General features: G+C 59.7%; 30 protein-coding genes. 21 read left to right on the top strand and 9 right to left on the bottom strand.

From position 1 onward, the window contains the following. Window positions 1-2 precede the first annotated feature (2 nt). Window positions 3-575, bottom strand: a complete 573-nt coding sequence (locus P1L41_RS18310; protein ID WP_379789289.1) for a PH domain-containing protein — start codon at window positions 573-575, stop codon at window positions 3-5. A 465-nt stretch (window positions 576-1,040) separates the two neighbouring features. Between P1L41_RS18310 and P1L41_RS18305 the strand changes: the two genes are divergently transcribed. The 9 genes from P1L41_RS18305 to P1L41_RS18265 all read left to right on the top strand — a co-directional run bounded on the left by P1L41_RS18305 (window position 1,041) and on the right by P1L41_RS18265 (window position 10,516). Then, a complete protein-coding gene (locus P1L41_RS18305) occupies window positions 1,041-1,589 on the top strand; it encodes a DUF998 domain-containing protein (RefSeq protein ID WP_276298771.1) in 549 nt (182 codons plus the stop codon). A gap of 109 nt (window positions 1,590-1,698) precedes the next feature. Continuing rightward, complete coding sequence (locus P1L41_RS18300; protein ID WP_276298596.1) at window positions 1,699-2,220, top strand: serine hydrolase domain-containing protein; 522 nt, start codon at window positions 1,699-1,701, stop codon at window positions 2,218-2,220. 19 nt (window positions 2,221-2,239) lie between these two features. Continuing rightward, window positions 2,240-3,655, top strand: a complete 1,416-nt coding sequence (locus tag P1L41_RS18295) for a serine hydrolase domain-containing protein (protein WP_276298595.1) — start codon at window positions 2,240-2,242, stop codon at window positions 3,653-3,655. Window positions 3,656-3,711: 56 nt separating this feature from the next. Next, a complete protein-coding gene (locus tag P1L41_RS18290; RefSeq protein ID WP_276298594.1) occupies window positions 3,712-4,596 on the top strand; it encodes a CPBP family intramembrane glutamic endopeptidase in 885 nt (294 codons plus the stop codon). After that, window positions 4,596-5,459: a CPBP family intramembrane glutamic endopeptidase gene (locus P1L41_RS18285; RefSeq protein ID WP_276298593.1), complete on the top strand. Its 864-nt coding sequence runs from the start codon at window positions 4,596-4,598 to the stop codon at window positions 5,457-5,459. Before P1L41_RS18290 ends, P1L41_RS18285 begins: the two co-directional genes overlap by 1 nt. 206 nt (window positions 5,460-5,665) lie before the next feature. Further along, window positions 5,666-6,094, top strand: a complete 429-nt coding sequence (locus P1L41_RS18280; RefSeq protein ID WP_276298592.1) for a universal stress protein — start codon at window positions 5,666-5,668, stop codon at window positions 6,092-6,094. A gap of 102 nt (window positions 6,095-6,196) precedes the next feature. Beyond that, on the top strand, window positions 6,197-8,407 hold the full coding sequence (locus P1L41_RS18275; protein ID WP_276298591.1) for a heavy metal translocating P-type ATPase: 2,211 nt from the start codon (window positions 6,197-6,199) through the stop codon (window positions 8,405-8,407). Between the two features lie 313 nt (window positions 8,408-8,720). Then, the gene (locus P1L41_RS18270; RefSeq protein WP_276298590.1) at window positions 8,721-9,482 is read left to right on the top strand and encodes a DUF4386 domain-containing protein; all 762 of its coding nucleotides are present in this window, start codon (window positions 8,721-8,723) and stop codon (window positions 9,480-9,482) included. Between the two features lie 113 nt (window positions 9,483-9,595). Next, window positions 9,596-10,516: an NAD(P)-dependent alcohol dehydrogenase gene (locus P1L41_RS18265; RefSeq protein ID WP_276298589.1), complete on the top strand. Its 921-nt coding sequence runs from the start codon at window positions 9,596-9,598 to the stop codon at window positions 10,514-10,516. A gap of 677 nt (window positions 10,517-11,193) precedes the next feature. Here the strand turns inward: P1L41_RS18265 and P1L41_RS18260 are convergent. After that, window positions 11,194-12,231, bottom strand: coding sequence for a halocyanin domain-containing protein (locus P1L41_RS18260; protein ID WP_276298588.1), 1,038 nt, complete (start codon window positions 12,229-12,231; stop codon window positions 11,194-11,196). Window positions 12,232-12,333: 102 nt separating this feature from the next. Between P1L41_RS18260 and P1L41_RS18255 the strand changes: the two genes are divergently transcribed. Beyond that, on the top strand, window positions 12,334-12,702 hold the full coding sequence (locus tag P1L41_RS18255; RefSeq protein ID WP_276298587.1) for an ArsR/SmtB family transcription factor: 369 nt from the start codon (window positions 12,334-12,336) through the stop codon (window positions 12,700-12,702). After that, window positions 12,699-12,995, top strand: coding sequence for a DUF7521 family protein (locus tag P1L41_RS18250; protein WP_276298586.1), 297 nt, complete (start codon window positions 12,699-12,701; stop codon window positions 12,993-12,995). Before P1L41_RS18255 ends, P1L41_RS18250 begins: the two co-directional genes overlap by 4 nt. A gap of 22 nt (window positions 12,996-13,017) precedes the next feature. On the opposite strand, the gene P1L41_RS18245 is transcribed toward P1L41_RS18250, so the two are convergent. Then, the gene (locus P1L41_RS18245) at window positions 13,018-13,422 is read right to left on the bottom strand and encodes a DUF5518 domain-containing protein (protein ID WP_276298585.1); all 405 of its coding nucleotides are present in this window, start codon (window positions 13,420-13,422) and stop codon (window positions 13,018-13,020) included. A 386-nt stretch (window positions 13,423-13,808) separates the two neighbouring features. On the opposite strand from P1L41_RS18245, the gene P1L41_RS18240 reads away from it, so the two are divergent. Then, a complete protein-coding gene (locus tag P1L41_RS18240; RefSeq protein ID WP_276298584.1) occupies window positions 13,809-14,261 on the top strand; it encodes a DUF5518 domain-containing protein in 453 nt (150 codons plus the stop codon). A gap of 14 nt (window positions 14,262-14,275) precedes the next feature. Here the strand turns inward: P1L41_RS18240 and P1L41_RS18235 are convergent, their stop codons facing one another. Both P1L41_RS18235 and P1L41_RS18230 read right to left on the bottom strand, forming a co-directional pair. Next, window positions 14,276-14,602 (bottom strand): DUF7521 family protein, encoded by a 327-nt coding sequence (locus P1L41_RS18235; protein ID WP_276298583.1) that lies wholly within the window; start codon window positions 14,600-14,602, stop codon window positions 14,276-14,278. A gap of 3 nt (window positions 14,603-14,605) precedes the next feature. Then, the gene (locus tag P1L41_RS18230) at window positions 14,606-14,953 is read right to left on the bottom strand and encodes a helix-turn-helix domain-containing protein (protein WP_276298582.1); all 348 of its coding nucleotides are present in this window, start codon (window positions 14,951-14,953) and stop codon (window positions 14,606-14,608) included. Between the two features lie 102 nt (window positions 14,954-15,055). Here P1L41_RS18230 and P1L41_RS18225 point away from each other — a divergent pair, with 102 nt between their 5' ends. The 4 genes from P1L41_RS18225 to P1L41_RS18205 all read left to right on the top strand — a co-directional run bounded on the left by P1L41_RS18225 (window position 15,056) and on the right by P1L41_RS18205 (window position 19,842). Continuing rightward, window positions 15,056-15,937 carry a CPBP family intramembrane glutamic endopeptidase gene (locus P1L41_RS18225; protein ID WP_276298581.1) on the top strand — a complete coding sequence of 294 codons (882 nt, stop codon included), beginning with the start codon at window positions 15,056-15,058 and terminating at the stop codon, window positions 15,935-15,937. Next, window positions 15,934-16,296, top strand: a complete 363-nt coding sequence (locus tag P1L41_RS18220; protein ID WP_276298580.1) for a hypothetical protein — start codon at window positions 15,934-15,936, stop codon at window positions 16,294-16,296. Before P1L41_RS18225 ends, P1L41_RS18220 begins: the two co-directional genes overlap by 4 nt. A gap of 72 nt (window positions 16,297-16,368) precedes the next feature. Next, window positions 16,369-17,298 (top strand): hypothetical protein, encoded by a 930-nt coding sequence (locus P1L41_RS18215; protein WP_276298579.1) that lies wholly within the window; start codon window positions 16,369-16,371, stop codon window positions 17,296-17,298. Between the two features lie 1,992 nt (window positions 17,299-19,290). After that, window positions 19,291-19,842 (top strand): hypothetical protein, encoded by a 552-nt coding sequence (locus tag P1L41_RS18205; RefSeq protein WP_276298578.1) that lies wholly within the window; start codon window positions 19,291-19,293, stop codon window positions 19,840-19,842. Between the two features lie 12 nt (window positions 19,843-19,854). Here P1L41_RS18205 and P1L41_RS18200 read toward each other — a convergent pair whose 3' ends face one another. Further along, window positions 19,855-20,367: a GbsR/MarR family transcriptional regulator gene (locus P1L41_RS18200; RefSeq protein WP_276298577.1), complete on the bottom strand. Its 513-nt coding sequence runs from the start codon at window positions 20,365-20,367 to the stop codon at window positions 19,855-19,857. Window positions 20,368-20,509: 142 nt separating this feature from the next. Between P1L41_RS18200 and P1L41_RS18195 the strand changes: the two genes are divergently transcribed. From P1L41_RS18195 to P1L41_RS18185, 3 genes are all read left to right on the top strand, one after another. Further along, window positions 20,510-20,881 carry an ArsR/SmtB family transcription factor gene (locus P1L41_RS18195; RefSeq protein WP_276298576.1) on the top strand — a complete coding sequence of 124 codons (372 nt, stop codon included), beginning with the start codon at window positions 20,510-20,512 and terminating at the stop codon, window positions 20,879-20,881. 232 nt (window positions 20,882-21,113) lie between these two features. After that, the gene (locus P1L41_RS18190; protein WP_276298575.1) at window positions 21,114-21,476 is read left to right on the top strand and encodes an Ig-like domain-containing protein; all 363 of its coding nucleotides are present in this window, start codon (window positions 21,114-21,116) and stop codon (window positions 21,474-21,476) included. Between the two features lie 20 nt (window positions 21,477-21,496). Further along, the gene (locus tag P1L41_RS18185; RefSeq protein ID WP_276298574.1) at window positions 21,497-21,739 is read left to right on the top strand and encodes a DUF8028 family protein; all 243 of its coding nucleotides are present in this window, start codon (window positions 21,497-21,499) and stop codon (window positions 21,737-21,739) included. Window positions 21,740-21,846: 107 nt separating this feature from the next. On the opposite strand, the gene P1L41_RS18180 is transcribed toward P1L41_RS18185, so the two are convergent. From P1L41_RS18180 to P1L41_RS18170, 3 genes are all read right to left on the bottom strand, one after another. Further along, window positions 21,847-22,455, bottom strand: a complete 609-nt coding sequence (locus tag P1L41_RS18180; protein ID WP_276298573.1) for a PH domain-containing protein — start codon at window positions 22,453-22,455, stop codon at window positions 21,847-21,849. Window positions 22,456-22,783: 328 nt separating this feature from the next. Then, window positions 22,784-23,041, bottom strand: coding sequence for a hypothetical protein (locus P1L41_RS18175; RefSeq protein WP_276298572.1), 258 nt, complete (start codon window positions 23,039-23,041; stop codon window positions 22,784-22,786). 332 nt (window positions 23,042-23,373) lie between these two features. Beyond that, entirely contained in the window at window positions 23,374-23,703 is a 330-nt protein-coding gene (locus P1L41_RS18170; RefSeq protein ID WP_276298571.1) for a hypothetical protein, read from the bottom strand. A gap of 217 nt (window positions 23,704-23,920) precedes the next feature. Here P1L41_RS18170 and P1L41_RS18165 point away from each other — a divergent pair, with 217 nt between their 5' ends. Beyond that, window positions 23,921-24,679, top strand: a complete 759-nt coding sequence (locus P1L41_RS18165; protein ID WP_276298570.1) for a hypothetical protein — start codon at window positions 23,921-23,923, stop codon at window positions 24,677-24,679. A 451-nt stretch (window positions 24,680-25,130) separates the two neighbouring features. Next, complete coding sequence (locus P1L41_RS18160; protein ID WP_276298569.1) at window positions 25,131-26,138, top strand: DUF7544 domain-containing protein; 1,008 nt, start codon at window positions 25,131-25,133, stop codon at window positions 26,136-26,138. Window positions 26,139-26,183 lie beyond the last annotated feature (45 nt).

Genomic DNA, 26,183 nt, shown 5'->3' with positions numbered 1-26,183 from the left:
GGCTACCGTTCATCATCCGACTCTTGGTCGGGAGTCGCGTTTTCGCCACTCTGGTTGCTAGCTCCGAGCTGATTATGGGTGGCATCGTCCTCACCAGTCGATTGTTCGTCCGCCCCATTGCCGATGTTGGACGTCGTGGCCGATGTGTTTCCTGTAGTCTCCTGTTGTGCTTCGAGCGTAGCGCGAATCTCCCTGAGTTCGATGAGGATCTCGTCAAGTACGTCGCGCTTAGTTTCTCCCGATTCCGTCGTCGGTTCACCACGGCTGCCCTTCACACGTTTGTTGACGAGTTCCTGAACCTCTCTCGGTTCGGGGACTGACCGGAACTGCATCTCGATCCCAGAGCCGCCTGCAGTCGAGATATCGACGTTCCCGTAGCCGAATCGAGAGCCGAAGAATCCCTGGCTGTAGGAGGTGTTCTGGACCTTTCCGAAATCGATGCGCTGGACGTCACGTGAGAGGACTCCCGTCTTCTTGTACAGCCCATCGGTCGTCACAACGTACTGCGTATTCTCGCGCTGTAGATAGGACCCAGCGATGATGAATAACCCAATGAGGACGATAGAGAGCGGCACTCCGACGACGAGCGCTGGGATCAGCTACTCTCGTGGGGTTTCCCAGACCAGACGATCTCTTCATCCTCGTCAAGAGTTAACCAGTCTGTAGTTTCTGCGTCGATAGTAGCTGACTCAGACATACGAGTCACTTTGTCAGATGGCTGTATTAAAATCCCGACAGGATAGCGATGGCACCGTTCAGATAGACCGGTCAATCGAATGTTACGAGATACCCGATGACCGATTGCGTCACGGAGTTCGGAACACGTCCCTGATGACCAAAGTCCCGCCGCTCTCACTTGAATTTCTCGCCCGATGCGAACTGGCCAAGCGCTTTATATTATTACTAATCCAACAATAAGGCAGTGAACGACAGTGAATGAACTCGAATCCACGGCCGAACCGGTCTTCGCCCTCCGAGGGACACAGTTCGACAACGGGACGATAGCCGGCCTGCTCTTCTTCACGCTCGCCGCACAGTTCATGACCGTTATCATGCTCGCGGCGGCGATGGTCCCCGGCTACGACTTCCGCGCGGCCGCCATCAGCGATCTCGGCGTCGTCCCGGAGACGGCGCTGTTGTTCAACGTCTCACTGGTCCTCGTCGGCGTGTTCAATCTCCTCGGAGGATACTTCTTCTACCGAACCCACGGGCGGCGGTGGCTGCTTGCCGTCTTCGCGCTCGCGGGCGTCGGTGCCATCGGGGCGGGCCTCTTCCCGCTCGACACCGGAGGGCTTCACGGCATCGCAGCACTGCTTGCGTTCGTGTTCTTCAACGTGCAGGCCGTCGGGAGTGCGACTCGCCTCACTGGTATTATCCGGATTCTATCCGTCCTCGCTGGCGGGCTCGGTCTCATCTTCGTCGTGTTGATGGCGCTCGGTGACGCCGGGAACGCAACGGCGTTCGGGGCGATCGGTCACGGCGGGACCGAGCGGATGATTGTCTACCCCGTGATGCTCTGGCTCGTCGCCTTCGGCGGTTACCTACTCGGCAAAAGCGAGTACACCGACCACATTCAGGGGCCAGCCTGAGTGCCTGAGTGTAGATTCGTGGACTCCCAGATCCGATTCCGCGGGGACTCCCGCATTCGCTGGCATCGACTGTCCCATTCGAACTGACTACTGACACAGAGCCCCTCCAATGCAACACCGATTCGTTCACATTATCATCGTCGTGGTCCTGATCTTCGCGCTCGTGAGCACGCCGATTGGAACGGCGGCGGCGGAGTCTGACCGTTCGTTCGGGAGTCAGGCCGACCAGATCGACCTGTCCGACCGTGCGGAAACCGAGGCGTGGGTCGACGAGACGATGGCCCATCAGCTCGAAGCGTACCATATCCCGGGCGCGGCCGTCGTCATCGTCAGCGACGGCGAGGTGGTCCTGGCGAAGGGATACGGGTACGCGGACCTCGAATCCCAGCGCCCCGTCGACGCCGACGAGACCGTCTTCAGCGTCGGTTCGACTGGCAAACTCGTGACCTGGACCGCAGTGATGCAGGGTGTCGAGGAGGACCGGCTGGAACTCGACGACGACGTCAACGACTACCTGACCGACTCGGCCGTCACGGTCCCGGATACTTACGCCCAGCCCGTCACACTCGAACACCTCGGGACGCACTCGGCGGGTTTCGAGGACAGCTTTCGCGGGGATGGTCACCGATGACCCCAGTAAGAGACGACCCATGGAAGAAATCCTCGCGGACCACCAGCCAGCGCGGGTCAGACCCCCAGGACAATTCGTCGCGTACTCGAACTACGGGACGGCCCTGGCGGGCCACGCGCTCGCCGAACAGTCCGACGCGAGCTTCACCGAGCTGGTCGACGAGCGCATCTTCACGCCGCTTGCGATGGACGATTCGACCTACGCCCAGCCACTACCCGCCCGCCTGGAATCGCGGCGTGCAATCGGCTACACCTACCAGAACGGTGAGTACCGGGCCCACGACCCCGTCGTCTGGACGCTTCCACCCGAGGGCGGCTCGCTCCGCACGACGGCGACCGACATGGGGCAGTTCTTGCTCGCCCACCTGAACGAGGGGACCTACAACTCGGAACGTATCCTCGAGGCCGACACCGTGCGCGAGATGCACCGGCGTCACTTCACGAAGTCCGAGGCGGTCCCGGAACTCAACGGGATGGCCTACGGGTTCATCGAGATGGACCGTAACGGCGAGACCATCGTCGGTCACTGGGGTGACACGCCCCGATTCATGAGCCTGCTCGCCCTCTACCCCGAGCGCGACACCGGGGTGTTCGTCGTCTACAACAGCCCCGGCGGGAGTCCCGCGCGGTTCGAACTCCTCCAGGCGTTCACCGACCGATACTACCCGCGGTCGGATACCGCCGTCGTCGAACCGCCAGTTGGCGCAGCCGACCGAGCACTGGCACTGACGGGTGACTACCGGTCGCTGACTATCTCGGAGTCTTCCTGGGAGCGTGTCCTCGGCGTGATGACCCGGACGTACACCGTCGGCGCCACCGACGAGGGGTACCTGGCGACCACCCGGCTCGGTGAGGGGACTCGAACGTGGGTCGAGCGCCGCCCCGGTGTCTACGAGGAAGTAGGCGGGAGCGACCGCCTCGTCTTCAGGTTCGACGAGGACGGCCGGGCGACGCACCTGTTCCGCGGACACTTCGGGCCCGCGACGTACGAGCGCGTTCCGTGGTACGAATCGTTGACAGTCCTCCAGGGAATCCTCGGCGCGGGCGTCGTGGCGTTCGTCTCCGTCCTGGCCCTGTGGCTCGGCGGGTTCGTGTGGCGACGAGTCCGAGGTCGGGACCCACTCAGCGGCCCCGAACGTGCGGCTCGAACGTTACTCGGCCTGGTGAGTGCTCTCTGGTTGGCAGTGCTGGTGATATTCCTGCTCGCCTGGATCAACTTCAACGCGGAGGCTGCTTCGCCGTCGCTGACACTCCAGACCGGGAAGGGTCTGCGGTACGTCGCCCTCGCCGGGACGGTCGGCTCTGTCGTCGCGACCGGGTTCGCATGGCGCGACGCGTACTGGACTCGCTGGGTTCGACTCCACTACGCGGTGGTGACGCTCCTCGCGATCCTGTTCGCCTGGCAGTTGTCACTGCTCGGTATCCTGCCGCTGTAACAATAATCGAGACAGATGATTGTCCCACCACCAATCGGCCGTCGGAGTATCACACCATGAGACAGCAGATTCGCGAGCGTGTCGATGCGAACCCAGTCGTGGCGTTTTTCGTCATCGCCTATGCCATCTCCTGGGTGGCGTGGCTCGGGCCAATCCTTGCGATGCCCGAACCGCTGGGAACGCTCGGGTTCGTCGTCGGGGGCTTCGGCCCGTTCCTCGCGGCCCTCCTCGTCACGTGGCTCGGGAGTGATTCGGTCCGGGCGTGGGCACGCCAGATCGTCGACTGGCGCGTCGCGCCCCGGTGGTACGTCGCCGCGTTCGGTATCCCGCTGCTGCTCATCACACTCACGAGTATCGGCCTCACCGTCGCGGGCACGTCCGTCGACCCGGGACTGCTTCCCGGGCGCGTCTCGCTCGTGCTCGTCTCGTTCGTCGGTATCGCGCTCGTCGGTGGCGGGAACGAAGAACCCGGTTGGCGAGGACTCGCACTTCCGAAGCTCCAGGAACGGTTCGCCCCCGTGCCAGCGACGCTCATCCTCGGCGTGGTCTGGGCGCTCTGGCACCTCCCGCTGCTGGCGACTGGCAGCACCGAGTTCCACGGGCTGGCGTCGTTCGTTGAGCTCGCGCTGACCACAGCCGTCCGCCTCCTGAACATCGTCGGAGTCGCCTTCGTCTTGACGTGGATCTACAACGAGACCGGGAGCGTTCTGCTCGCTATCCTCGCGCACACCGGGTTCAACACGGCAAACAGTACGCTCGTCCCGCTTCCCCTCGACGTCATCAGCACCGGCGACTCCACGACGATTCTCGTAGTCACGACGGTCGCGATCTGGCTGCTTGTCGCCGTGCTGCTCGTCGCCACGCGCGGTCGGCTCGGGTACGATGACGAGACAGCTGCAGCACCGATAGCGACTCGCGGTCACAGTTCGGAGGCCAAATGATGGCCGAAGACGACAGGTCCACAATGCCTTTCTCTCCATCGGGAGTCGATTCAGCCATGTCCCCGACTGCGAACGGTCGGTCCTTCGGCAAGCGGTTCGGTGTGGCCCTACTCCTGGGCATACCCGGAATCGTGGCGCTCGTCGGTTACATTTACTTCACGACGCCGGTGACAGCTGTTCCGCCAGGCCTCTCACTCCCACTCCTCGCAGTCCTCTCGGCAATCAGTCCACTGTTACTCCTCGCCGTGGCATGCTTGCTCGGTGCCTACGCAGCACCACGAGTGGGACTGCAGTCGTACGTCATTGACCAGAGGACTGACGACGGTGTCTGGCAACACCTCCGTGAGGAAGTCAAACTGGCGGTCGGAGTCGGCATCCTCGGAGGCGTCTTGATCGTCGTCCTCGACGCGATGATGATGCCGTTCGTCGCACAGGACCTGCCCCAGTCAGTACTCGGTGCGACGAGGCCGTCACTGCTGGACGTTTTCGCGTACGTACCCGTCCGGTTCCTCTACGGGGGAATCACCGAGGAACTCATGCTCCGGTTCGGGCTCATGTCGGTCCTCGTGTTTGTCGGGTGGCGGATCACCGGCCGCCGGGCCGCTGGCCCCAGACCGGTTGTCGTCTGGGCTGCAATCGTCGTGGCCGCCGTGCTGTTCGGCATCGGTCACCTCCCCGCACTCGCCCAATCGGCCGACCTCACTCCGGCACTCGTCGCGCGGACGGTCCTTCTGAACGCGGTGGCCGGCGTCCTCTTTGGCTGGCTCTACTGGCGGCGGAGCCTCGAGGCGGCGATACTGGCTCACGCTTCGTTTCATATTCCGCTCGTCGTTCTGTCGGTCGTCCAGGTCGCCCTGCTCTGACGGGAGTTCGCTGCAGAGTCTGCGGAAGGACGCCCGAATCCGAACGGGTGAACAGAGATTTCGGCCGAAGGTTCGTCATTGGACAGACGACGGCCGCGATAGTTCCAGGGGAGTCGTCGAGTGAGGGGTGGGGTCGCAAATCAGCCGCACGATACGGACCGGTTCGGAGCGGTACGTTCATTCCGCTCTCCACCGAAATCAGTCGTATGCCTGACAACGTTCTCGTCGCCTTCGACGGTTCGCCCCTCGCAGAGCGTGCGCTCAGATACGCTCTCGATATGTTTCCGGAGGCAGTCGTCACCTCGATGTACGTCATCGATCCAGTCGACTCGGTCATCGACGTGGAGGCTGGGGGCTTACCAGTCGCCGAGGACTGGTACGACAACGCACAGGAGCGAGCGAGCACAATCCACTCGAGAGCTACGGATATCGCCGGGGAACTCGGGACGGATATCGATACGCTCACCGAAATCGGCAGACCGGCTACGACGATTCTGGGATACGCTGCCGACACTGACGTCGATCAGATTGTCATCGGCAGCCACGGTCGGTCAGGAATCGAACGAGCGCTCCTCGGAAGCGTTGCCGAAACGGTCACCCGCCGTGCGAAGATTCCGGTGACGGTCATCGCATGACCTGCATTCCTCAGGACTGCGACACGGCGAGAATCGCTTCCGGGTCAGCGTACCGCGTTCGCAGGCGGTCGGACGAAGCGGCACTGGCACATCTAAAACACGATGGCAACTCGGCCCGGAGGAACGACACACGTGGCCAGTACTGACCCTGCCTCGCTCTCTACGTGTACGATCAGCATCGAACGACGAGGAGGACGAGGCGAAGCGGGAGCGCGCGCACTCGAACGACAGTTGGCGAATATGCCAGGCGTCCACGACGCCGAGGTCTCGTTCCGAACTGGGAGCGTACGGGTCTCGTACGACGAGCGCATCACCGGCGAAGAGACGATCAGGCAAGCGGTCCACGACCGGAACGTCTCACTGAAGTCTGATCCCGAGACGGAGACGGATGAGGTGAGCAGCCGCTCGGAACTCAGACTCGAGGCGGTGTTCGTCGGTCTGACGCTGGTCGGCATGGTGACCGGCCTGGCGACAGGATGGCTCGACGGGCCACCCCTCCTCATGTGGGCCGCCTACGGCGTCGCCTACGTCCTCGGCGGCTGGTACGGGCTCAAGGGAGCCATCCAGACGCTGCGCCACCGCGCGGTCGACATCGACCTGTTGATGATCGTCGCCGCGCTCGGCGCGCTCTCCATCGGGGCCCCGTTCGAAGGCGCGATGCTCCTCTTCCTGTTCTCGCTGTCGAACACGCTTCAGCACTACGCGATTGGCCGCTCGCGGCGGGCGATCAAGTCGCTCGTCGAGATGCGGCCGGACGAAGCGCAGATTCTCCGTGACGGTGAGGAGGTCACGGTCCCCATCGAGGAGGTCGCCGTCGGCGACGTGTTCGTCGTCCGTCCAGGTGACAAGATCCCGCTCGACGGCGTCGTCGCGTCCGGCGAGGGAACGGTCGATCAGGCGTCGCTCACCGGCGAGTCTGTCCCCGTGCCGAAAGAACCCGGCGACGAGGTGTTCGGCGGGACCATCAACGAGAGTGGCAGCCTGGAGATCGAGGTGACACGGCAGGCCCACGAGTCGGCGATCAGCCGCCTCATCCACATGGTCGAACGCGCCCAGAGCGAGAAGGCCCCGACGCAGCGGCTCATCGACCGGCTCGAACAACCGTACGTCCTCGGCGTGTTCGCAATCACGATTGCGGCCATCGCGATTCCAGTCGGACTCGGGAGCGAGTTCACGGCGACGTTCTACCGCGCGATGACGCTCATGGTCGCTGCCTCGCCGTGTGCAGTCATCATCTCGACGCCCGCGGCAGTCCTCTCGGCGATCGCCTCTGGCGGGAGGCAAGGCGTCCTGTTCAAGGGCGGCGAACACGTCGAGACGGCGGCACGCATCGACGCGGTCGCCTTCGACAAGACCGGGACGCTCACACAGGGCGACACGCAGTTGACCGACGTGTTCGTCCGTGACGGGACGGGAGACGAGTCCCTGACCGAAGACAAGTTACTCTCCATTGCGGCCGCGGTGCAGGCTCGCTCGGAACACCACCTCGCTCGGGCGACTGTGCGGGCGGCAAAAACTCGGTCACTCGACGTCGCTCACGCGGGGGGGTTTCAGTCAGTCGCCGGGAAAGGGGTCAAAGCAGACGTCGACGGCCGACCGATACACATCGGGAACCGCAGTTACTTCCAGACCGTTCTCGGAGACGCAGCAATCGATGGTCTCGAAGGTGGTCTCGACCGGCTCGAAACGTTAGAGGCAGAGGGGAAAACAAGTGTCCTCGTCGCGCGGGAGAGTGGCGGCGGCGTCAGCATCCTGGGGTGGCTGGCGTTCACCGACACCGTTCGTCCTGACGCTGCCGAGATGGTCGACGACCTCCGTGACCTCGGCGTCGAGCACATCGTCATGCTGACCGGCGACAACGAGCGCGTCGCACAGCGCATCGCCGACGAAGTCGGTATCGACGAGGTGCAGGCGGAACTGCTGCCGGAGGAGAAAGTGGCGACCATCGAAGCACTGGTCGGCCGACACGAGTACGTGGCGATGGTCGGTGACGGCGTCAACGACGCGCCGGCGCTCGCCACGGCGACCCTCGGCATCGCGATGGGTGGGGCGGGAACTGACGTCGCGCTCGATACAGCCGACGTGGTGCTGATGGGCGACGACCTCAGCAAGATTCCCTACGTGCTCGGCCTCGGCCGCAGGACCCGCCGGACGCTCACGATCAATCTCGCCATCGCGTTCGGCGCGATTGCGCTCATGGTCAGTGCGATACTCCTCCGCGGCATTCCGCTCCCGCTCGCAGTGGTCGGTCACGAGGGCTCGACGGTCATCGTCTCGCTGAACGGCCTTCGGTTGCTCGGCTTTCGTGGGTGAGCAGTCAGAATACAAGACGCGTACTGGGGTTCAGAGGCGCTGTTGAAACCCTCCTGATTCGAGGCTATTTCCACTGAAACAGTCGTCAGGCAGGTGTAGGAAGTTACCAGGGATCATCAGAAGGGGCAATAGATTGTTACTCTGTATTTATGATCTCTCAATCAGATGTTCATCTGACACAAATGGATATGCCGGTTGCAGACTTCCGTACAATGGAACCTTACAGCGCTGCAGAGCTGACTGGACTGTGACTCTCGTCATATCGCCGGCCAGTCCTTGCTATCGTTCAGTCAGGATTCCAGAGGTACACCTAATGGCAACCACAACCGCCGATTCCGTCGGTGTCCAGCAGACGCCGAACGAGCGAACACTTCCGACCAAGACGATCGCCCGAATAACTGGGCTCCTCTATCTGGTGATCTTCGTCACCGCCGGCTTCAGCGAGGGATTTGTTCGCGCCTCGCTCATCGTCCCTGGCGATGCGACGACGACTGCCGCGAATATCATCGCCGCGGAGGAACTGTTTCGGCTCGGCATCGTCAGCGACTTGATCGCCTTTGCTGCTGACGCCGTCGTCGCTGTCCTGCTCTACGTCCTCCTCAGACCAGTGAGCCGAACGATTGCACTGATAGCCGCATCCTTACGGCTGATCGCCCATCCCGCGATAGCGAGCATCAACATGCTCAATCAGTACATGGCACTCCAGCTCTTGAGCGGGGACGAGTACCTGACTGCCTTCACTCCTGACCAGATTGACGCGCTCGCCTTACTCTTCCTCACCGCTCACAGCTACGGCTACCTGATCGGCGGGATATTCTTCGGACTGCACCTCCTGGTCTTGGGATACCTGCTCTACAAGTCCAGCCTCTTTCCAGCGATTCTCGGCGGATTGATCGCCATCGCAGCAATCGGCTACCTGACGGAGAGCTTCACGTTCTTCCTCGTCCCAACGTACGAACCGATCGCCTCGACGGTCGTCCTCGTGACCGCTGTCCTCGGTGAAATCGTCCTCGCGCTCTATCTCGTCGTGAAGGGCGTCAGGACTGATCAGTCTGTGACCTCGGAGGCAGCCTGATGGCAACCACGAAACAGGGACGTGGGACTCGGGGCTCGGTGACAGCGGAGCACGATTCGACCGCGATGAATGCCATCGTCTATTCGGAGTACGGGGGCCCCGAGGTACTCCAGATGGACGAGGTGGAGATACCCACGCCCAGCGACGACGAGGTCCTGGTCCGGGTCCGGGCACGGTCCGTCAACGCTGGTGATTGGCACCTGATGCGCGGGACGCCGTTCCTCGTCCGCCTCGTGTACGGTGGGTATCGCAACCCGAAGTTTCCGGTTCTGGGCGTCGATATCGCGGGACATGTGGACGCCGTCGGCAAGAACGTCGCTGGCCTCAAGCCGGGTGACGAGGTCGTCGCCGACCTCTCTGAGAACGGGTTTGGCGCATTCGCCGAGTACGTCTGTGTCCCGGAGACGATAATCGTAACAAAGCCGGCAGGGGTCTCGTTCGAAGCGGCAGCGGCGGCCCCGACGGCGGGCGTCGCCGCCTTACAGGCACTCCGGGATTCTGGACAGCTCCAAGCGGGTGAGCGGGTCCTCATCAATGGCGCGTCCGGTGGCGTGGGGACCTTCGCCGTGCAGATCGCCAAGTTCCTCGGGGCAACGGTCACGGCGGTCTGTAGCACTGGAAAGATGGAGATCGTTCGCTCGATCGGAGCGGATCACGTCATCGATTACACGCAGGAGGATTTCACCGAAAGCGCGAACCAGTACGATCTCATCCTGGACGCGGCAGGCTCCCATTCGATGAGAGAGTACGCGCGTGTCCTTCACCCGACGGGACGATACGTCTTCGTTGGGGGACCCACGCGACGATTCGTGACCGCGCTCCTCGCGGGTCCCGTTCTCTCTGTGCTGGGCAGAAAACGGTTCCAGACCTTCATGCTGAAGCCCGACCGGGACGATTTAGCATTCGTGATCGAGCTCCTCGACGCCGGTGATGTCGAACCGGTCATCGATCGACGGTTTGGCTTGCCCGAGGTTCCAGAGGCGATTCGGTATCTCGAAGCAGGCCGTGCTACCGGGAAGGTTGTCGTTACATAGGTGTTCGGTACGCCTCTGTGGACGGCCCCTCCAGAGCCGCCCATCGTCCCGATTGTAGTACATCGTCCGCGTTTCAGTGGGAGAAACCCCGGACAGCACAGTAAATTCACTCAGACACTATCGATGAAACGTATGAACCGGTGTCAATTCCTCTCGGCCTCGGTGCTTCCCATATCGTTCGCTGGCTGTATCGGGAGTGAATTCGGTGCCAAGACTGAAGAGAGTCTCACAACGCCGGAAATGAGAGAACCCGAGACTCCGATGACCACCGCGACTGAAACGGAAACGCAGTCTCCCCAAGATGGGACATCGGCCTGCTGGCCGTCGATGTGTCAGGGGACGACCCTCGTAGAAGTAGTCGTCGCGCGCGGCTTTTCAGGCGATGTTGTACTACAAGTTGACTGTCGCGGTGAGGAGTTCGCAATTCAATCAGCGACGAGAGAAACACGGCACCCCGCGTTATTATCTCAGGGGAACACAATCGATATGCCCGTCTTTCCCCCTGACGGGTAATCCACCGGCAGCTCCCTTCCTCTCCCACCCCCTGTTGGTACTCGGCCCGCCTTTCGGCCCTCCTTTCGAGACGTGCTGCGAAGTTCACGTGGAAGTAGGGCGCGACACAATTGGACGACCTAGAAAGCGTTGATGTCCAGGGGAGCAACCCGGCGCAGAACCGTTTAGTCAACGATGATTGCGCCTTTCTGGCCGAGTGCGCTGTGGGGTTGGCAGGTGTAGCGATACGTTCCACGTTCCTCGAAGGTATGCTGGAAGTGGATGCCGGGTTCGTGGGTGACCTCACCCGAATGGATACCAGCGTTCTCGAACACGACGTTGTGGGCACCGCCATCGCCGGTCCATTCGAAGTTGACGGTGGTCCCGGTCGTGACTCTCAGCACGGGCGGAGCGAACCCGAAGGAACCACCGTTACCCTCGACGCCGACCGTAATCGTCACGACGCTGGAACCGGTCCGGTCAGTCACTGTCCCGTCAAAGTTTTCGACGTCCCGCATCCACATGTCGACCGTTTGGTTACCGGTAGACGGTGGTTCGCGAACGAGGACTGCGCCTTTCATCCCGCTTTCCAGATCCGGTTCGGATACGAACGGGTATTCGCCGGTTTCGTCGAAGATGTACTCGTACGAGGTTCCCGCTTGTGCGTTCGGCTGGCCGCTGTCGAACGTGCTGTCGAGTGCGACGACATTATGCTGGCCGCCGTGACCGGTCCAATCCCAAGTGACGCGAGTCATCGGTGCGACCTCGATGACTGCCGGTGCGAAAGCCATCTCGCCGTCGACCGACTCACCAACACGGATGTCCACCTGGGAACCAGCCTTCCGTGTCGGCTCGCCGTCGTAGCCGTTGGCGTCTGCGAGCCAGTCGTCCAGTGATTCCGGCGGAGTCAACTGGGAAGGCGTGTCCGTCACCTGGCACGTGCTGTCCGAGGATACGTTGCCGTCGGCGGCAACGGGGCTGTCAGTAGGATTGGCTGTCGCCGCTTCGTCTCCTGGGCTGGATTCACTGCTACTGGCGACCGATAGACACCCCGCTGTGGCCGCGAGACCTGCGAGGGCGGTACTCTGGAGGAAGCGTCGTCGATCAGGGGACCGTGGCATTGCAATTAGTTCTTTTGTCAGATTGACACAAGAGCGCGGCGCTGCATTCCAGAATCTGAAATCCAGCGCCCACTCTTTTATATTGGCGGTGTTACTGTTCAAGCAGCGATCCGCCCAGTCCAATCGATGACAAGACCCGCCGACTTCCCTCCCTCCAGTCCCTGCAGTCGGCCCTGGTCGTTACCCTGAACGTCCCAGAGAATTATGACCGGCAAGCAGGCCGCCGAAACAGAGTTACAAGCAGTCCTAGAGACGCTTGCGGATCCCAAGTGTCGTGAAATACTTGAGGAACTCGAAGCCAAACACAGCTCACAAGAGATCTCTGAGCAATGTGACCTCCCACAGACGACCGCGTATCGAAAACTCGAAGCCCTGGCAGATGCAGGCCTCGTCACGGTAGGAACCCAGGTACGGCCCGATGGTCACCACGTGAAAACATATGAATGCGAGGTTCCCGGCGTGTTCGTCCTGATTGATGACGACACAGGATTCGATTACGAGTTCGTCGACGGATCTACCAGCGTGGACCAGCGGCTCGCACAGTTCTGGTCACGTATCAGTGATGAACTATGAACGACATCCCACCCATCGTCATTGTACTCAAGACAGCGACGCTACTGATTGGCGGCTTTATCACGTACATCGCGGCAAGCGCCGCCCGGAAAACCGGCTGGGAGGGGCTCTCATACCTCGCAGTCGGGTTTGGAACAGTTACCTTAGGCTCGCTGCTGGCTGGTATCGCTGACCAACTCCTCCTTATCAGTACCCACAACGCCTTAATCGTCGAAAATACGATGGCAACTGTGGGCTTCGCCATCATCGGCTACTCGCTGTATGCTACCCGACGGTCCTCGGGAGGGATCTGATTCCGCATATCACCCGAGTTGGTCAATCGAACCTGAGTCGTCGGATCCAGCCGCCGAGATAGCCGCCGATGGCGCTCAACCCGACGAAATAGGGTAATATCAGGAACAGGACAATACCGACGGCTGTAACGGCTGCAGCCGCGGTCTCGCTGGGAACGCTCAGTATCAGTCCAACGCTTGCGAAAATTATGACCACCAACAGCGGCAAGCTTCCGAATACCCCAGCGGTTGTTCCGATACCGAGACCGCTCGACTCCGGATTCGGATTGAGATAGCCGGCGGCTGCCCCACCTAGAATAGGCGATAGCGGTATGAAACTGAGGAGCGAGCTAATTAGAGCGCCGGCTACCCCCAGAATCCAGTGTGGAGTGCTGTGACGTTCATTTCGAGCCTGACGGTGACCGATCACGAGGGCGATTCCGAGCAACACAAGCAGTGCGCCGGCAAAGAGAAGGCCAATACCACCCCACTATCCGAGTGCAACGAGAGCGTCGATAGCTTCTCCGTCTGTCAATACGTCCGACTGGAACTCCGAGCTATGCACGTAGTCGGTGACGTCGGCACGGTTGACACTGTAGTAGAGTGATGTTCCACCGAGCGCGAGGAGGGTACCAGCGATCCCTAAGATCGCGCCGATTGCCCAATCAACCGGTCGACCGAACGCTATCGCGGTGCTCGCGGCGGTTTGATTGGATGCCGTCTGGTCTCCCATACGTGACCTAGCGAGTTCCGTGGTTGTGGTTGGAGTGTCTGTGTTTCTCGACCGGAAATACCGTTGAAAGTTCTTTGATGCTGCAGATTCGTTTTCGAACCATGTCCCGGAGTGGTCCCCTTCGACGAGGCGTCTCTCCGACGTGGAGATGTGCTCTCCTCGGTGGAATCGTCTCAATCCCCCTCACAGTCGGTCTCTACTGGCTGTCCGGAATGGGAAATGAACTGTCCCTCAATATGGTGTTTGTTGGTGGACTCATCGCGGGGTTTCTCGCGAAAACACGGGTAACTGACGCTGACGGTGCAGCTGCTGGTCTCCGTGCAGGAATTGTCGGAGCCGTCCCTGGGTTGTGGTTTCTCGTCGGTGTGTTTGAGGCTGCCACCGTGTTTTCCGGGCCCCTTTGGTTCCGTACTGCCGCACTCTTCCTCGTCGTCGGGACGGTCGCGGTGGTGCTCTTCGGTCTCGGTGCGCTCGTGGGCTTCCTCGGCGCAAAGGTCGGTGGGTGGCTCGCAGGGAGGGACCTCTTCCAGCGACATCCGTTTGTGAGTGATTGAGCCATCATACAGAACTACAATCGGAGGCCGTAGATGATACAGAGGAGGCCAACGATTTCAACTGTTTGAATAATGACCTGGAGGGGTACCTGCCAGCCGGTAATTGGCAAGGCGAAGTAGACTAGCGTAATCACGAGCGGCATCCCGAGTGCGAGAACGAATCCGAGCGAGACGAACAACATCGGGCGACTGTCGTTCCGGCGGTACCCACGGTAGGCCAGATACGCGATGAATACACCGAGTGCTGCGCCGACGAGTTCGTAGGCTTGGAGCGCGAGTCGAACGTCACCCGCCGGTTGCCCCGTCGTCTGTAGGATGATCTCGACAATCGGTTTTCGCATTGTTCACATCCCCTCCACGAGTCGAGTGAGGCGGTCGGGCATCGTCTCACGCCGCTCGATGCGTACTGACAGGGTTCCAGAATTCAGGTCGACAATGATGCGGTCGAGATTCGGTGCGTACACCTGTCGATGATGCCCGCCTTCCGGGTCCGGACGCGTCTGCTCGACGACGAGATCTGCCTCGCGAAGCCGTTCGAGACGTCGGTAGATCGTCGGGCCCGATGCGTCGCAGCTGTCTTTCAGACGGCGTGCTGACATGGGTTCATCGCTCGTTCGGATGAGGATCTCCCGAACCGTTTTGTCCTCTAACAGACCCGCAACGGTTTCTAAACCGGGATCATCCTCACTCATTGTTCAGTATTTCGGACAGGTATAGTATATGACTGCCGCCGCTTCAGCAGCTGAAGCCCTGCTGAACTCGCTATTTATGACCCGTTCGTATTGCCACACGTGATGACAGAAAGACCCGCAGCAACCGACCGTTGGCGCGTCGCATCGGTTATCCAATCACACCCGGTGATCGGGTTCTTCACGCTCGCACTCGCTCTTACGTGGAGCGCGTGGATTCCGTTATTCCTGATCGTTCCATCTCCAACGAGTGTCGTGATGATGCCGGGTGCGTTCGGACCCGCGCTTGCTGCAGCGTTGGTGCTTTGGCTTCGCGGTGCGTCAGTTCGAGACTGGCTGGTTGCAGGACTGGAATGGCAGATTGGGAGCAAGTGGTATCTGGTCGCTTTGGGACTGCCAGTCGGGCTTGCACTCTCACTCGGGGCTGGACTAGTTGTTGTTACCGGCCAGCTTCGGCTAGCCCGTCTCGCACAAGCGGTAACGATGTATCCCGTGCTGATACTTCTCACCACGGTACTGGGCGGTGGGCAGGAGGAATTCGGCTGGCGTGGGTTTGCACTCCCCGCCTTGCAGTCCCGCTTCGACGCTTTGACTGCGAGTATCGTTATCGGCATCGTCTGGGCAGCGTGGCATCTACCTGCGTTCGTCTTCGAGATTCCAGGGTACACCGGGTCGTTCGCAGTCTACGCGCTTCTCGTCGTGGGAATCTCGATCATTCTCACTTGGCTGTACAACAATACGGGCGGCAGCATCCTCCTGGCAATGCTTACGCATGGCGGCGTCAACGCCGCTCCGAGCATCGGAGCCACGCTTGGTGGAGAACTACCAACGTCGAGTGTCTCGCCGTATGTGCTTCTTGGTGCGGCGGTCTGGATCGTCGCACTGGCCTTGTTATTCCGGTACGGCCCTGAAACACTCTCGGCGGGACCCGCGGTCTCGACCATCGCCCAGGACACAGCGGAGAGAACCACGGAGGTCTCGGTATGACTACCGAAAGTCGCATGACGAAGACTCGGGTAAGTGACGTGGTTAGCCTCGCTCTCATCGGGTGTATCTTCGTCCTCAGCGGATACACCTACGACTTGTTGCCCCGTAATCTGGTGATACACTATACCCCGCCCGGCGGGGTGTACTACGGTCTCGAAACGCTCCCAAAGCCGGTCGCTCCCTTCGTCCTCCCAGTCACTGCCGCGATCGCGTTTGTGGTCGTGCGGATGCGACCACAAATTAGCAACTTCGGCGAGGAATTGGAATCGAACCGCCCGTACTACCACTACGGGACGCTTTTGCTCGTCGTGGTTTTGACCGGGGCCCACATAGCACTCATCCTCCTGAATCTGTACTGATCCGACCAGCAGTCCCTGGTGTCCGAATGTAATCAGATGAGTGGTTAAATATGTGCCATCTAATGGTAATGTATGTCCCTCCAGAACGACGCCTCCCCCAAAATCACCGCGAATCGTCCCATCCTGCTGGAGTTCGGGATTATCACAGCACTGCTCGTAGGGGTGTATCTCTGGCGAGAACTCGTCCGTGAAGTACTGACAGTTGTGTTCGGACGGCCGCCGGGTATAGACGGGGTGGTTCTCGGCGGACTGGTCAGTGGCGGTACCCTCCTGTTCGGACTGATCGGTTTCGCTGCTGTGTACAGTAGGTTTCGGGAGATAGATGTCGGTCTACGGCTTCCGTCTCGAACGGCAACGCCGCTGGTTGGGCTCGCTATTCTCACACCGATCAGTGGTGTCGCTCTCACCAAACTCGTCGGTGTCGTGACTGGCGTTCCGTACAACTCACTGATCAAGATATCAGTCGCTGCGGATGGGCCTGCACTGCCAGTCTTCTTCATCGCCGGCCTGGGGTTGATACTTGGAGTCCCGACGGTGGTCGTGATCTGCCACGTCTTCATCCAAGCGAGCTTTAATCAGGTCATCAGTGCCGACACTGCAATCGTACTGACAACCCTCGTTGCGGGGTTCGTGATGGTGAGCAACAGTGGCGGTATAGCGACCGTCCCGGACCTGGGGAAGCTCATTGGAGCGAGCGCGTTCACAGTCTCACTCGGCATAGCAGTCTATGCGAACGACCGGAGCGACGCTTATTGGCTTCGCTACCTTGGCTTCGCTCCTGTCGTAGTGGTAAGTGCGCTCATCATCTTTGCTGGTATTGCGGCGGTTGAAACGGTCGCTGGTGGGTTGTTTACGGGTACGCAGCTCGCTGTACTCGGTATCGCTGCCTACACGTATGACCGGACCGGCTCCCTCCTCACCCCGGCCCTCGCGTATGCAGCCCTCTTCCTGGCAAACAGGACTGTGGTGTTCGTGTTCGAGGCAGGTTTGCAAGGCTGGTAATGTGCACGTCTTCTTTGGACTGGCGATAGAGGCCCGTTGGGATACTTCGAACAAATCGACTGGGCCGTTGAACGCGGGCATCACGATCTATCCCGACATTCAGGACGGCCACAGAAACCTACTCGATATATGACTGCATCAGGTGCTGAATATCGGAATGTACGAACTGCCGCGCACCGGGAGTAGAGTAGCGATTCACTCCAGAAAGCGTCGGATTCCATAAATAACGGACAGGAGTAAACCCGCGGCTACACCGATCGCAATGTGACCGCGAATCAGTGGAAACAGGGTGTTTACCGCGATAGCAATCCCGATGAGCAAGACCGCAATTGCTACCCATTTCACGAGGTCCGTCAGCACAATTGAAGCGGAGTGGTCTGTATCCAATAACTCTTCGCCGCCTGTCTGGGCGATGTGTAGTTGGGCATGAAAAGTGCGCCGGGCGGATCTTTCGAGAGCTAAAACGACGACCCCCGTCGTTTTCGAACTGGTTCAGCCGCGTCGAACCGGAAACAGCCGAAATTAGTTGCAGTGTTTCGCTCGTTGTCGTACTGCTCCAGACAGATACCACCAGTCAATCTTCCGTTCGAGATGAGCCACTCGATTGATGCAACGCTTCGATATGAGACTCGATATCTGGGAGGTGTTTCTGCCCCTGTTGGGATGACGAGTTTCGTCGGAGCGCAAGATACAGGCCGCTGTGGGCTGTTGTAGCCGGTATGGACCAGCCGCGCTCTGATAGCGATACCGAAGAGGACGAGGAAAACAGAATCAACGAACGTCTGGACCGTATCATTGACTTCCTTGCGACGTACCTCCCGTGACCCGCTCCGCAATTCGGCTGAGCTAGTTCTGTTGGAACTGTCGATTTCTGAGAAGTATGGCTTGCACATTCAGCGGGGTCATTCAGCGGGCAGACACTGTTTCAACCTGTCGTTTTGGCCGTTGGTGAATGGCTGTGCAAAATCAAGTGGCTCGTCTCATACTACAAGTTTGGCTGCGGACAGGCTCTTTGTCCTACTCGTGTCCGTCCGTCTTTTGATGCCCCTGTTTACCGATGCGGTCGCGTTCAGTAATCGTGTTACGCATGGAAACACGGAAGAGGGGAACGTGAATCTGAAACAACGGGTCGAGGAACTCGAATCGAAGGTAGACTGATATCGAACGCCGCGCACACTGCCCAGATACCACTCTGGAGTGGAGACCGCTTCTCGCGGTTCTCGAACTCGGTTCAGTACGACGTGACCGGCCCACTCCGCGCCCGTCAGTATCCTCGTGACGGGCACAGAGAGTGCACTCAACAGGATCGCGTTGGTTCGTTCAGATGACTCCAGTCGACTCAGGTCCGCAGGTCGGGTGCCGATTGAGCAAAGCGACCGTTCAATCTACCATCAGAAATATCGGATTCTATCACGATAGAGTCGGTATGAGCGAGTCTGCCCTCCAACCCCGGCTCGATGCGATCGAACGACGCCAATCGTATATCATCTCATTACTCGTGATCGGGTACGTGTTTCTCGGAACCTGGCTTATAATCGATACAGTCCCCGCTGTCACGGTGTGGAACGCGAGTTTCGGGTTGATTACCGTCGGTGTCCTCGCGTCGATGGTCACAATCTACCGTCGCCGGCAGACGAGTTCCTAAGGACGTTCACTGAATCGACTGTCCGAATCAGGGCAATACAGTATCGACATGAGCGATACAAATTGTACACCGGATAATCGTCATGTTCCTCAAGAAACATAATTCCATAGAGCTATCGCCGAGGCGACCGAGCGATGACCGTCCGCAAAAATGGCCGCGCTGGATTAGCGTTGGGATGACCAAGGTCGACGACTGTGGAGACCCGGCCCGCTACGGACCTGACTCAAGTTGAGTCGGCGTCTGCAGATCACGTCATCGAAACACAAGCCAGTCTTGGTTAAAACAAAGTTCTCCGCGTCACCGCGTGTAGGGTAACATTCAAGTCGCCATGTTCTCCATCGCTTACAATGGCTCCCTACGATGCGTTCGATCAAAATGTCGAAATCAACGGGCAAACCGTGCTTGCAGTTGTCGATGGAGCGATGGGGAAGTTCTCTGAGAAATATTACGACCTGGCAATAGCTGCGCTTGCCGAAGAGGGAATCGACGACCCTGCCCCTGATCAGTGGTATTCACAACAGGCGTGGTTGAACGCTTTCGAGGGGATGGCTGCCGACCTTGAACCGCACGTCCTTGACCGCATCGGTGAGCAGATCCCGTCAGTGGCCGAATGGCCGAACGATATTGAGACCGTGCCCGACGCATTACGGTCAATCAACGACGCCTACCAGCGCAACCATCGCGGCGGGGAAATCGGATCGTATCAGTTCGAACGACTTGGCGAGCAGACGGGTGCGGTAACCTGTCACAATCCCTATCCCTGTCCGTTCGACCGGGGGTTGATTCGAGGCGTCGCGCAAAAATACGCCCACCTCGATGCGTTCGTGTTCCTCGAGGAAACGGGCGCAACGTGTCGCCGTGACGGCGACGATTCCTGCAGGTATACCGTCCACTGGTAATCCGCTTGCTCGTTACTGTCGGTCGTAGGTTTCGAGCGCGTCACGGAGTTCCGCAACGGAGAACTCCGCTGTGAGTTCGAGGACCTCCTGGAGATCAACGTATGCCTCGAGAAGTTCGTTGATCCGTTGGTGTTCGGGGTTGTCTGTGTCGTCCGGGAGGGAGTTCTCAGCGCGACGGAGCGTTCGAATCGTCGCTTGAGTCTCTCGCATGACGTACTGTTGGAACACGTTCTGGAGGATGAACCACACCTCCCGTTCGGCGGTAAACTGGACGCGCCTGCCGCCACCGTCTGAGGAGCGACGGTGAATAAGTCCGATCCGGGTCAGTTTGCGAGTGACGTTACTCACCGTGGACTTCGCGTACCCCGTTTCCGTGACGAGTTCCGGAATCGAGAGCGGGTCGGTAGCGAAGTACAACACCCCGTAGATACGTCCGGCACTCCGACTTAACCCGTAGACCTCGGCTGATTGCTCCATCGATTCGATGACACGCTCACGAGCAGCAGCCGTCTCCTCACTACTCATGCGTGTTTCTTGTAACCCTGTAGTATGATATTGTTCCGTTGACGCACACCTCACTCGTGGGCACCGTAAGTATTAAGTTGTTTGGTTTGTTTGTTCGGAGTGAACCGAACAGACAGAACAGTTCGAACCTCATCACCAACCCATGGCTAGCGCTCTTCCCCATCAACCCGCTGTCGAGCACGAACCCCAGCAACAGACAGATATCGTCGTCAAAGACGACGAGCAGACCGAGATCCTCCAGTCGTTGAGTTCGGAGACTGCCCAAGCAATCTTGGTGGAACTCCGCGACGAACCGGCAACTGCGTCGGAGATCGCCGATGCCGTCGATACGTCACTCCAGAACGCGCATTACCATCTCAAACGTCTCTCCGATGCGACACTCATCGAACCGGTCGATACGTGGTACTCCGTCAAGGGCACTGAGATGACCGTCTACGCACTTACCACTCGACGACTCGTCATTCAGTTCGGTGGCAAAGGGCGGAGAGACGCTGGAAGCGCAACTGACGGATAACGCGTCGCTCACACTTCGGTGTCCATGCCCAGCAAACCCAATCGGTACTGAGCGATCGCTGTGAAGCAACACGCTCGACTCGCCCGAGATGTGTGTCAGGAACCGTGGTGAGCTCACCGTTCGGCCTCGGGTTCGATTGGGTTCCGATCACGGCGTAGACTCGGCTCAAAACGCTCAAAACGTGGTTTAAGCGAAAATAGTCACTATATGCTCCCAGGGTCAATAGTCTCGTATGAGAGAACAGCAAACAACTGAATCGGACGGCTCGGTTGTCCGGACAAATTCACGAATTGCGGACCGACAGAAGGCCACACCGGTCATTCTGCGGAGCTACGACCACCAGTGTGCGTACGATGTGCACGTCGAAATCGTAGACGACGGTGAGACACTGTTCGAAAATCGGTACTATCTGCAACCGGTACAGACGAAGTGCGAGACGCGTTCCGTTCCGGATGGAACCTACGACGTTCACGTGTCGGTTGACAACACCGACAGTGCAGTCATGGAATGTCGCCTTGATTCGACAGCTGCCCACACTGCTGTCATTGAGGTTGGTAACGGGACGTTCGCTCTCTCCGAGGGACTCGCCAACTGATTGATTCGGGAAAGGACTAGATGCCCATCAACTACTCCGCACTCTGTGAGACAATAGGACCGAATCAGCCATTCATGTATCGGCTACGGACTGCGTTGACCGCCATAGCGTTCTGGCTCGCGATTGCCCTCCCAGTGTTCTACCTGCCCCTGTTGGTGCTTGGTCTCGAGGCCAGCACTCTACTGATTGCGTTTCTCGTACTCTTTGCGGGACACGTCCTCGCACTCGTCGGCGGAAAGGAGTATCACCGTTCAACCGACTGAATTGTTGATATCCTCCCCGCTGTGAAGCGCCTGGCGTTCCCCTCGGGTATCCGAAGATATCGTGACTCACTCGACAGTCGCGGTCGAAGACAGAAATACAGGCAGAGCTATGCAAATCGGGCCTTCTCCAGTAGTTCCCGGATACGACGGAGTTCACTGAGCATCTCGTCGGTTTCATCCGCTCTAGCCGGACGGCTACTGATTGTGTCTACAGCGTCCTCGCTTTCGGTTGCTGTTGCGGGTCGCTCTCTGACCCATCCGAGAATCTGCGCTTGAATCTCCGGGAAGTCGGTGACACCGCCGATAGTCAGTTCCGCACCCGTCTGGCCGCCGTACCCCGCGGTGTGAATCCCCACCGATCCTGCGTTCACCAGGCGCTGAATCGGCCCTTGCGAAGTCCCAACGTTCGTGATGCGGTTGTACGGGACGGTGGTCTGCTGCTGGAAGAAGACACCGCGACGGTACTCGACTTCGTCGTCGGTGAAGCGATAGTCTGCCGTCCGGTAGAACGCCGGAATCCACCACATCACGTAGCCAAAGCCGAGCAACAACATCGTGCCGCCGACCGCCAACACCCACGGTTGCATCGCAGTGAGAATGCCCGTGACAGCGAGCGCGCCGACGAGCACCAGTACGAGACTCAGCGTGAGAGATTCGTATGCGAAGTAGTAGCGCCGCAACTGTTCGGGCTTGAACCACTCGTTTTGGGGTCTCATTCGGAAAGAAGCGCGTCCGAGAATAATGAAAACACACCAACACTCTCGCAGCGTGAGAATCGACCGGGGAGAACCGAGAGGCGGTACATCGTACTCGCGCTGTACCAGTCGCGACTGGAGTACTGCTCGTCTTCGAGACCGCGACAGTACTGTCCGGGCCGCTCCGGTTTCAGGGTACGGCCATCTCGACGCTGGTCCGTCTCTTCACGTCGGTGGTACTCGGGGTCGGCGGTTGCGTAGGGAGTATCGGCGCAAAATCAGTGCCTGGGAAAGAAAACGCGCACAGGTCAGGCCTCGTCAGTCACCACGTAACGAGCGAATCGAGCGATCAGGCGTTGACGCTACCTTTGCTGACGGAAAGATCGCGTTTCACCTCGTAGCTGAGGTCGTATTCGACCATCGACCCGGACTTCTCGGTGGAGAGAACGCCCTCTTTACAGAGTTTTTCCAACAGGGGTTCGAGCATCGAATACGTGATTCGAACCTCCCACTGGTGGGCGAGTTCTCGGCGGATGAATCGCTTGTTCGTAGGTCCCGCAGTTGAGAGGTAATCGAGGACGTCTTCTTCGATCTGGGAGTGTGCCATGTACTACTCACTGAATCCCGTGGGATAATAAACGTGCTCTGACACGGATTCGAGTAAAGATATACGCAATCGTGGCTGTGTCCGCGATTAAATTAGCGAATATTAAATAAGACAAGCAATCGGTAGAGTCTGTTCGGTATTGCTGCGGTGATTGACTGGTCGACGTGTGCTGTTGGGAGACAGGCGGGGTAGTTCTGAAATAACGCGTCGGAATCGTCCTCTATCATGAGGGGCGTTCTCCTCGACTCTCCGTAGCCGAGGCTCACTTTGCAGTTGATTTCATCCCCGCCCCAAAGTTCGGGGGTCTGAGCCTGGGGGTTTCGATGATGAACTCAGAACCACGCTCTGATCGGTGGAATGATCTCAAGCGTCGCAGCCGCGAGATAGACACCGACGGCGGCCACACCGATGCCGGCGGCAACTGTCACGAGAGACATCGACGAGAATACGGCCTGGATGCCGGCGACGACAAGGACGAACGCGATACCGAGCAGCAACAACGTACCGATAACGTCATAGAGGGCGTCAGTGACCGCGTCTCGGACAACCCTGTAGAACACTGACTCGTCGAATCCGGGGTCGATAGCGTCACCCCCATCTGTAGTTACCCGCGTTTCGGTACTCGCTTCCGTGTCTCGCCGACGGTTTGTTCGGGGGACCATATTGAGGTATCCTCTCATCACTGTTCAAAAAACTAACCCCAGCAACGGCTGTGACTTCGACGAGCTGTGTCTCCCGTCACGGCGAAGGGGAACGTATGTCTGCCACGCCGCTGCCGGGCCAGCGGGTACCCAGCGTGCTTGGATGGTTTTCGAGAGTCCGGGCCTCGTCTCTAACGGTGGGGAAAAATAAGTATCAGTGGCCGATAATCGACCGAATATGGCCCGCCTTGCCCTCCACGCCCTGCTGGCCGTGTGTGTCCTGACATCGGGCTGTTCGCTGCTCGGTCCCGACTATACACGTGATGAGCGCGCCGTCGACGTACTCGACAACGCGACGGACAGCCTTGGAGCGAGCGAGACGTACCGCTTCGAATCACAGATGACCGTCACCGCCGCTACCGATAGCCGCACCGAGCGAGTCGACGTCGAGCTGACCGGTGCGGTCGATGTCGGTGATCGCAAGATGCGCGAGAACGCCACGATGAGAGGCGAATCACGACGCGCGTTCGTGGTGAATCGAACCGTCTACAGGGAGTGTGCGTCACCGTGGGACGGCTGGGCAGTCGACGAGTCTGCTGAGGAGTCGCAGTGGGTGAATCGGACCCCTGCCGCCCGACAGCTCACGCTGCTGCAGTCGGGGTCGGTGTACTGGAACGGCACACAAGCCGTTGATGACGAGCCGGCTGTGGTCGTCACGGGCGAACCGACTGTCGACGCGCTCACTGAGTACCAGGACGACCAGTCACAACCAGTGTTCGGCGGTCCAAGTATCGAGGACCCGCAACTGCGTGCCTGGATCGATGCCGACACTGGTCGCCTCCTCAGGACGGAACTACGCTTTACTGTGACGAGAGGAGACAATACGGCGACTGCGACCATGACGAACACCTTCGGTGACTACAACGAACCGGTCTCAATCGAGGTGCCTGCCGAAGCGCGAACGAATCAGTACGAACTGGGCTGCCCGGGAGAGTGACGGGCTCAGGTGTAGTACTTCCTCCCGATGGCGCAGGCGGGGGAGTTGTCACCGAGGGATATGTCGTCGTGCTGGGCGAGCATTACCCCCACGGCCGGAGTGGGCCCCCGTGGTCAGTGAGGTCCCTACCACGTACCGGTCGTGGACGAGACACACCCGTCGCGACCAGACCAGCTCCGATGCCAGCGACGCCGACCGAGCCGACGAGGAGCGCCCCTGCACCCGTGAGATAGATCAGCGAGAGGGACGCGACGGCGTTGAAAGACCCGTGCAAGAGCGTCGCGGCAAGCACCGAGCGAGCACGGACAGTCACGTACGTGAACACTGGCGTGACGGCCGTACTCGACGGACCGCTGCGCTTAGACCTCGGGTCACAAGAGCCGAGGGAGGCCACGAATGCAGCGACTACAGCGAGCGTAGTATTATGTAGTCTGAACAACACTTGTCCAGTATGCCTCTTCACGCCCTGGAGAACCTGGATGATGCCCTCGATGCGACGAGAGCATTCCTGTGGCCGTTCAACCGCTCGACGTGGGTCAAACTCGCAGTTGTCGTGTTCTTCGTCGGCGGCCCCGGTGCCAACCTGAACCTCTTTCAGTACAACGTTCCGGCCGACCAGGGACCAACATCCGGAGGATTCCCAACGCCGCCAGACATCGGTGCAAGCGTACTCCTCGTTATCGCTGCCGTCGTTGCAGTCGCACTCGTCGTCGGACTCCTCTTCTTGCTCGTCGGGTCGATAATGGAGTTCATCCTGGTCGAATCCCTCCGTCACGAAACGGTCGCGATACGCCGCTACTGGGGCGAGCGCTGGCGACAAGGGGCTCGACTGTTCGGGTTTCGAGCAGTGGTCGCGTTGCTTGTCTTCGGCAGTATCGCCGTCCTCGCCGCCCTCGTTCTCTTCCCGGTCCTCGTCCAGACGGGTCCCGGAACCCGTGGCGGACTCTCTATCATTGGATTCTTGCTGCTCCTGCCGGTCGTCTTCGTCCTCGCGCTGGTCGTCGGTGTGGTCAACGGATTCACCACCGTGTTCGTCGTTCCAGTCATGATCCGAGCTGACTGTGGCGTCCTCGGCGGGTGGCGTCGTCTCTGGCCGACCGTTACGGCCAACCCCTGGGAGTACCTCGCGTACGCCGTCGCTGGATTCGTCCTCAACATCATCGGTGGGATTCTGGTCGCCATCGTCGTCGGCGTAGGCGTGCTCGTCCTCCTGATTCCGTTCGGTATCCTCGGGGCCGTCGGGTTCTTCGTGCTCTCCGTCTCGCAGTCGTTCGGCATCGGTATCCTGCTGGTCGTCGGACTACTGTTCGGACTCTCGACGCTCGCGGTGGCCGCACTGGTACAGGTGCCAGTCGTGACGTATCTGCGGTACTACGCGTTGCTCGTGCTGGGCGACATCGACGACGACCTGGACCTCATCCCGGAACGGCGCGCCGCAATCCGCGAGGGCGATGTATGAGTGTCCTGGACCTGGCGTCCACCGTTTACAGCCCGGCGAGAGCGT

Origin of the sequence: Haloarcula ordinaria, assembly GCF_029338275.1 — an archaeon.
GTDB classification, from domain to species: domain Archaea; phylum Halobacteriota; class Halobacteria; order Halobacteriales; family Haloarculaceae; genus Haloarcula; species Haloarcula ordinaria.
The sequence above is the reverse complement of the archived record's forward strand: the minus strand, read 5'-3'. Positions and strand labels throughout refer to the sequence as shown.

Bases quoted from the DNA above. Each gene is read 5' to 3' on its own strand.
- P1L41_RS18250 (WP_276298586.1), top strand. From the start codon at position 12,699: ATGAACGACATCCCACCCATCGTCATTGTACTCAAGACAGCGACGCTA.
- P1L41_RS18265 (WP_276298589.1), top strand. From the start codon at position 9,596: ATGGACGAGGTGGAGATACCCACGCCCAGCGACGACGAGGTCCTGGTC.
- P1L41_RS18165 (WP_276298570.1), top strand. From the start codon at position 23,921: ATGGCCCGCCTTGCCCTCCACGCCCTGCTGGCCGTGTGTGTCCTGACA.
- P1L41_RS18285 (WP_276298593.1), top strand. From the start codon at position 4,596: ATGGCCGAAGACGACAGGTCCACAATGCCTTTCTCTCCATCGGGAGTC.
- P1L41_RS18280 (WP_276298592.1), top strand. From the start codon at position 5,666: ATGCCTGACAACGTTCTCGTCGCCTTCGACGGTTCGCCCCTCGCAGAG.
- P1L41_RS18305 (WP_276298771.1), top strand. From the start codon at position 1,041: ATGACCGTTATCATGCTCGCGGCGGCGATGGTCCCCGGCTACGACTTC.
- P1L41_RS18300 (WP_276298596.1), top strand. From the start codon at position 1,699: ATGCAACACCGATTCGTTCACATTATCATCGTCGTGGTCCTGATCTTC.
- P1L41_RS18215 (WP_276298579.1), top strand. From the start codon at position 16,369: ATGTCCCTCCAGAACGACGCCTCCCCCAAAATCACCGCGAATCGTCCC.
- P1L41_RS18230 (WP_276298582.1), bottom strand. From the start codon at position 14,953: ATGAGTGAGGATGATCCCGGTTTAGAAACCGTTGCGGGTCTGTTAGAG.
- P1L41_RS18190 (WP_276298575.1), top strand. From the start codon at position 21,114: ATGAGAGAACAGCAAACAACTGAATCGGACGGCTCGGTTGTCCGGACA.
- P1L41_RS18225 (WP_276298581.1), top strand. From the start codon at position 15,056: ATGACAGAAAGACCCGCAGCAACCGACCGTTGGCGCGTCGCATCGGTT.
- P1L41_RS18290 (WP_276298594.1), top strand. From the start codon at position 3,712: ATGAGACAGCAGATTCGCGAGCGTGTCGATGCGAACCCAGTCGTGGCG.
- P1L41_RS18175 (WP_276298572.1), bottom strand. From the start codon at position 23,041: ATGGCACACTCCCAGATCGAAGAAGACGTCCTCGATTACCTCTCAACT.
- P1L41_RS18200 (WP_276298577.1), bottom strand. From the start codon at position 20,367: ATGAGTAGTGAGGAGACGGCTGCTGCTCGTGAGCGTGTCATCGAATCG.
- P1L41_RS18295 (WP_276298595.1), top strand. From the start codon at position 2,240: ATGGAAGAAATCCTCGCGGACCACCAGCCAGCGCGGGTCAGACCCCCA.
- P1L41_RS18170 (WP_276298571.1), bottom strand. From the start codon at position 23,703: ATGGTCCCCCGAACAAACCGTCGGCGAGACACGGAAGCGAGTACCGAA.
- P1L41_RS18160 (WP_276298569.1), top strand. From the start codon at position 25,131: ATGCCTCTTCACGCCCTGGAGAACCTGGATGATGCCCTCGATGCGACG.
- P1L41_RS18275 (WP_276298591.1), top strand. From the start codon at position 6,197: ATGGCAACTCGGCCCGGAGGAACGACACACGTGGCCAGTACTGACCCT.
- P1L41_RS18270 (WP_276298590.1), top strand. From the start codon at position 8,721: ATGGCAACCACAACCGCCGATTCCGTCGGTGTCCAGCAGACGCCGAAC.
- P1L41_RS18195 (WP_276298576.1), top strand. From the start codon at position 20,510: ATGGCTAGCGCTCTTCCCCATCAACCCGCTGTCGAGCACGAACCCCAG.
- P1L41_RS18220 (WP_276298580.1), top strand. From the start codon at position 15,934: ATGACTACCGAAAGTCGCATGACGAAGACTCGGGTAAGTGACGTGGTT.
- P1L41_RS18240 (WP_276298584.1), top strand. From the start codon at position 13,809: ATGTCCCGGAGTGGTCCCCTTCGACGAGGCGTCTCTCCGACGTGGAGA.
- P1L41_RS18205 (WP_276298578.1), top strand. From the start codon at position 19,291: ATGGCTCCCTACGATGCGTTCGATCAAAATGTCGAAATCAACGGGCAA.
- P1L41_RS18185 (WP_276298574.1), top strand. From the start codon at position 21,497: ATGCCCATCAACTACTCCGCACTCTGTGAGACAATAGGACCGAATCAG.
- P1L41_RS18180 (WP_276298573.1), bottom strand. From the start codon at position 22,455: ATGAGACCCCAAAACGAGTGGTTCAAGCCCGAACAGTTGCGGCGCTAC.
- P1L41_RS18255 (WP_276298587.1), top strand. From the start codon at position 12,334: ATGACCGGCAAGCAGGCCGCCGAAACAGAGTTACAAGCAGTCCTAGAG.
- P1L41_RS18235 (WP_276298583.1), bottom strand. From the start codon at position 14,602: ATGCGAAAACCGATTGTCGAGATCATCCTACAGACGACGGGGCAACCG.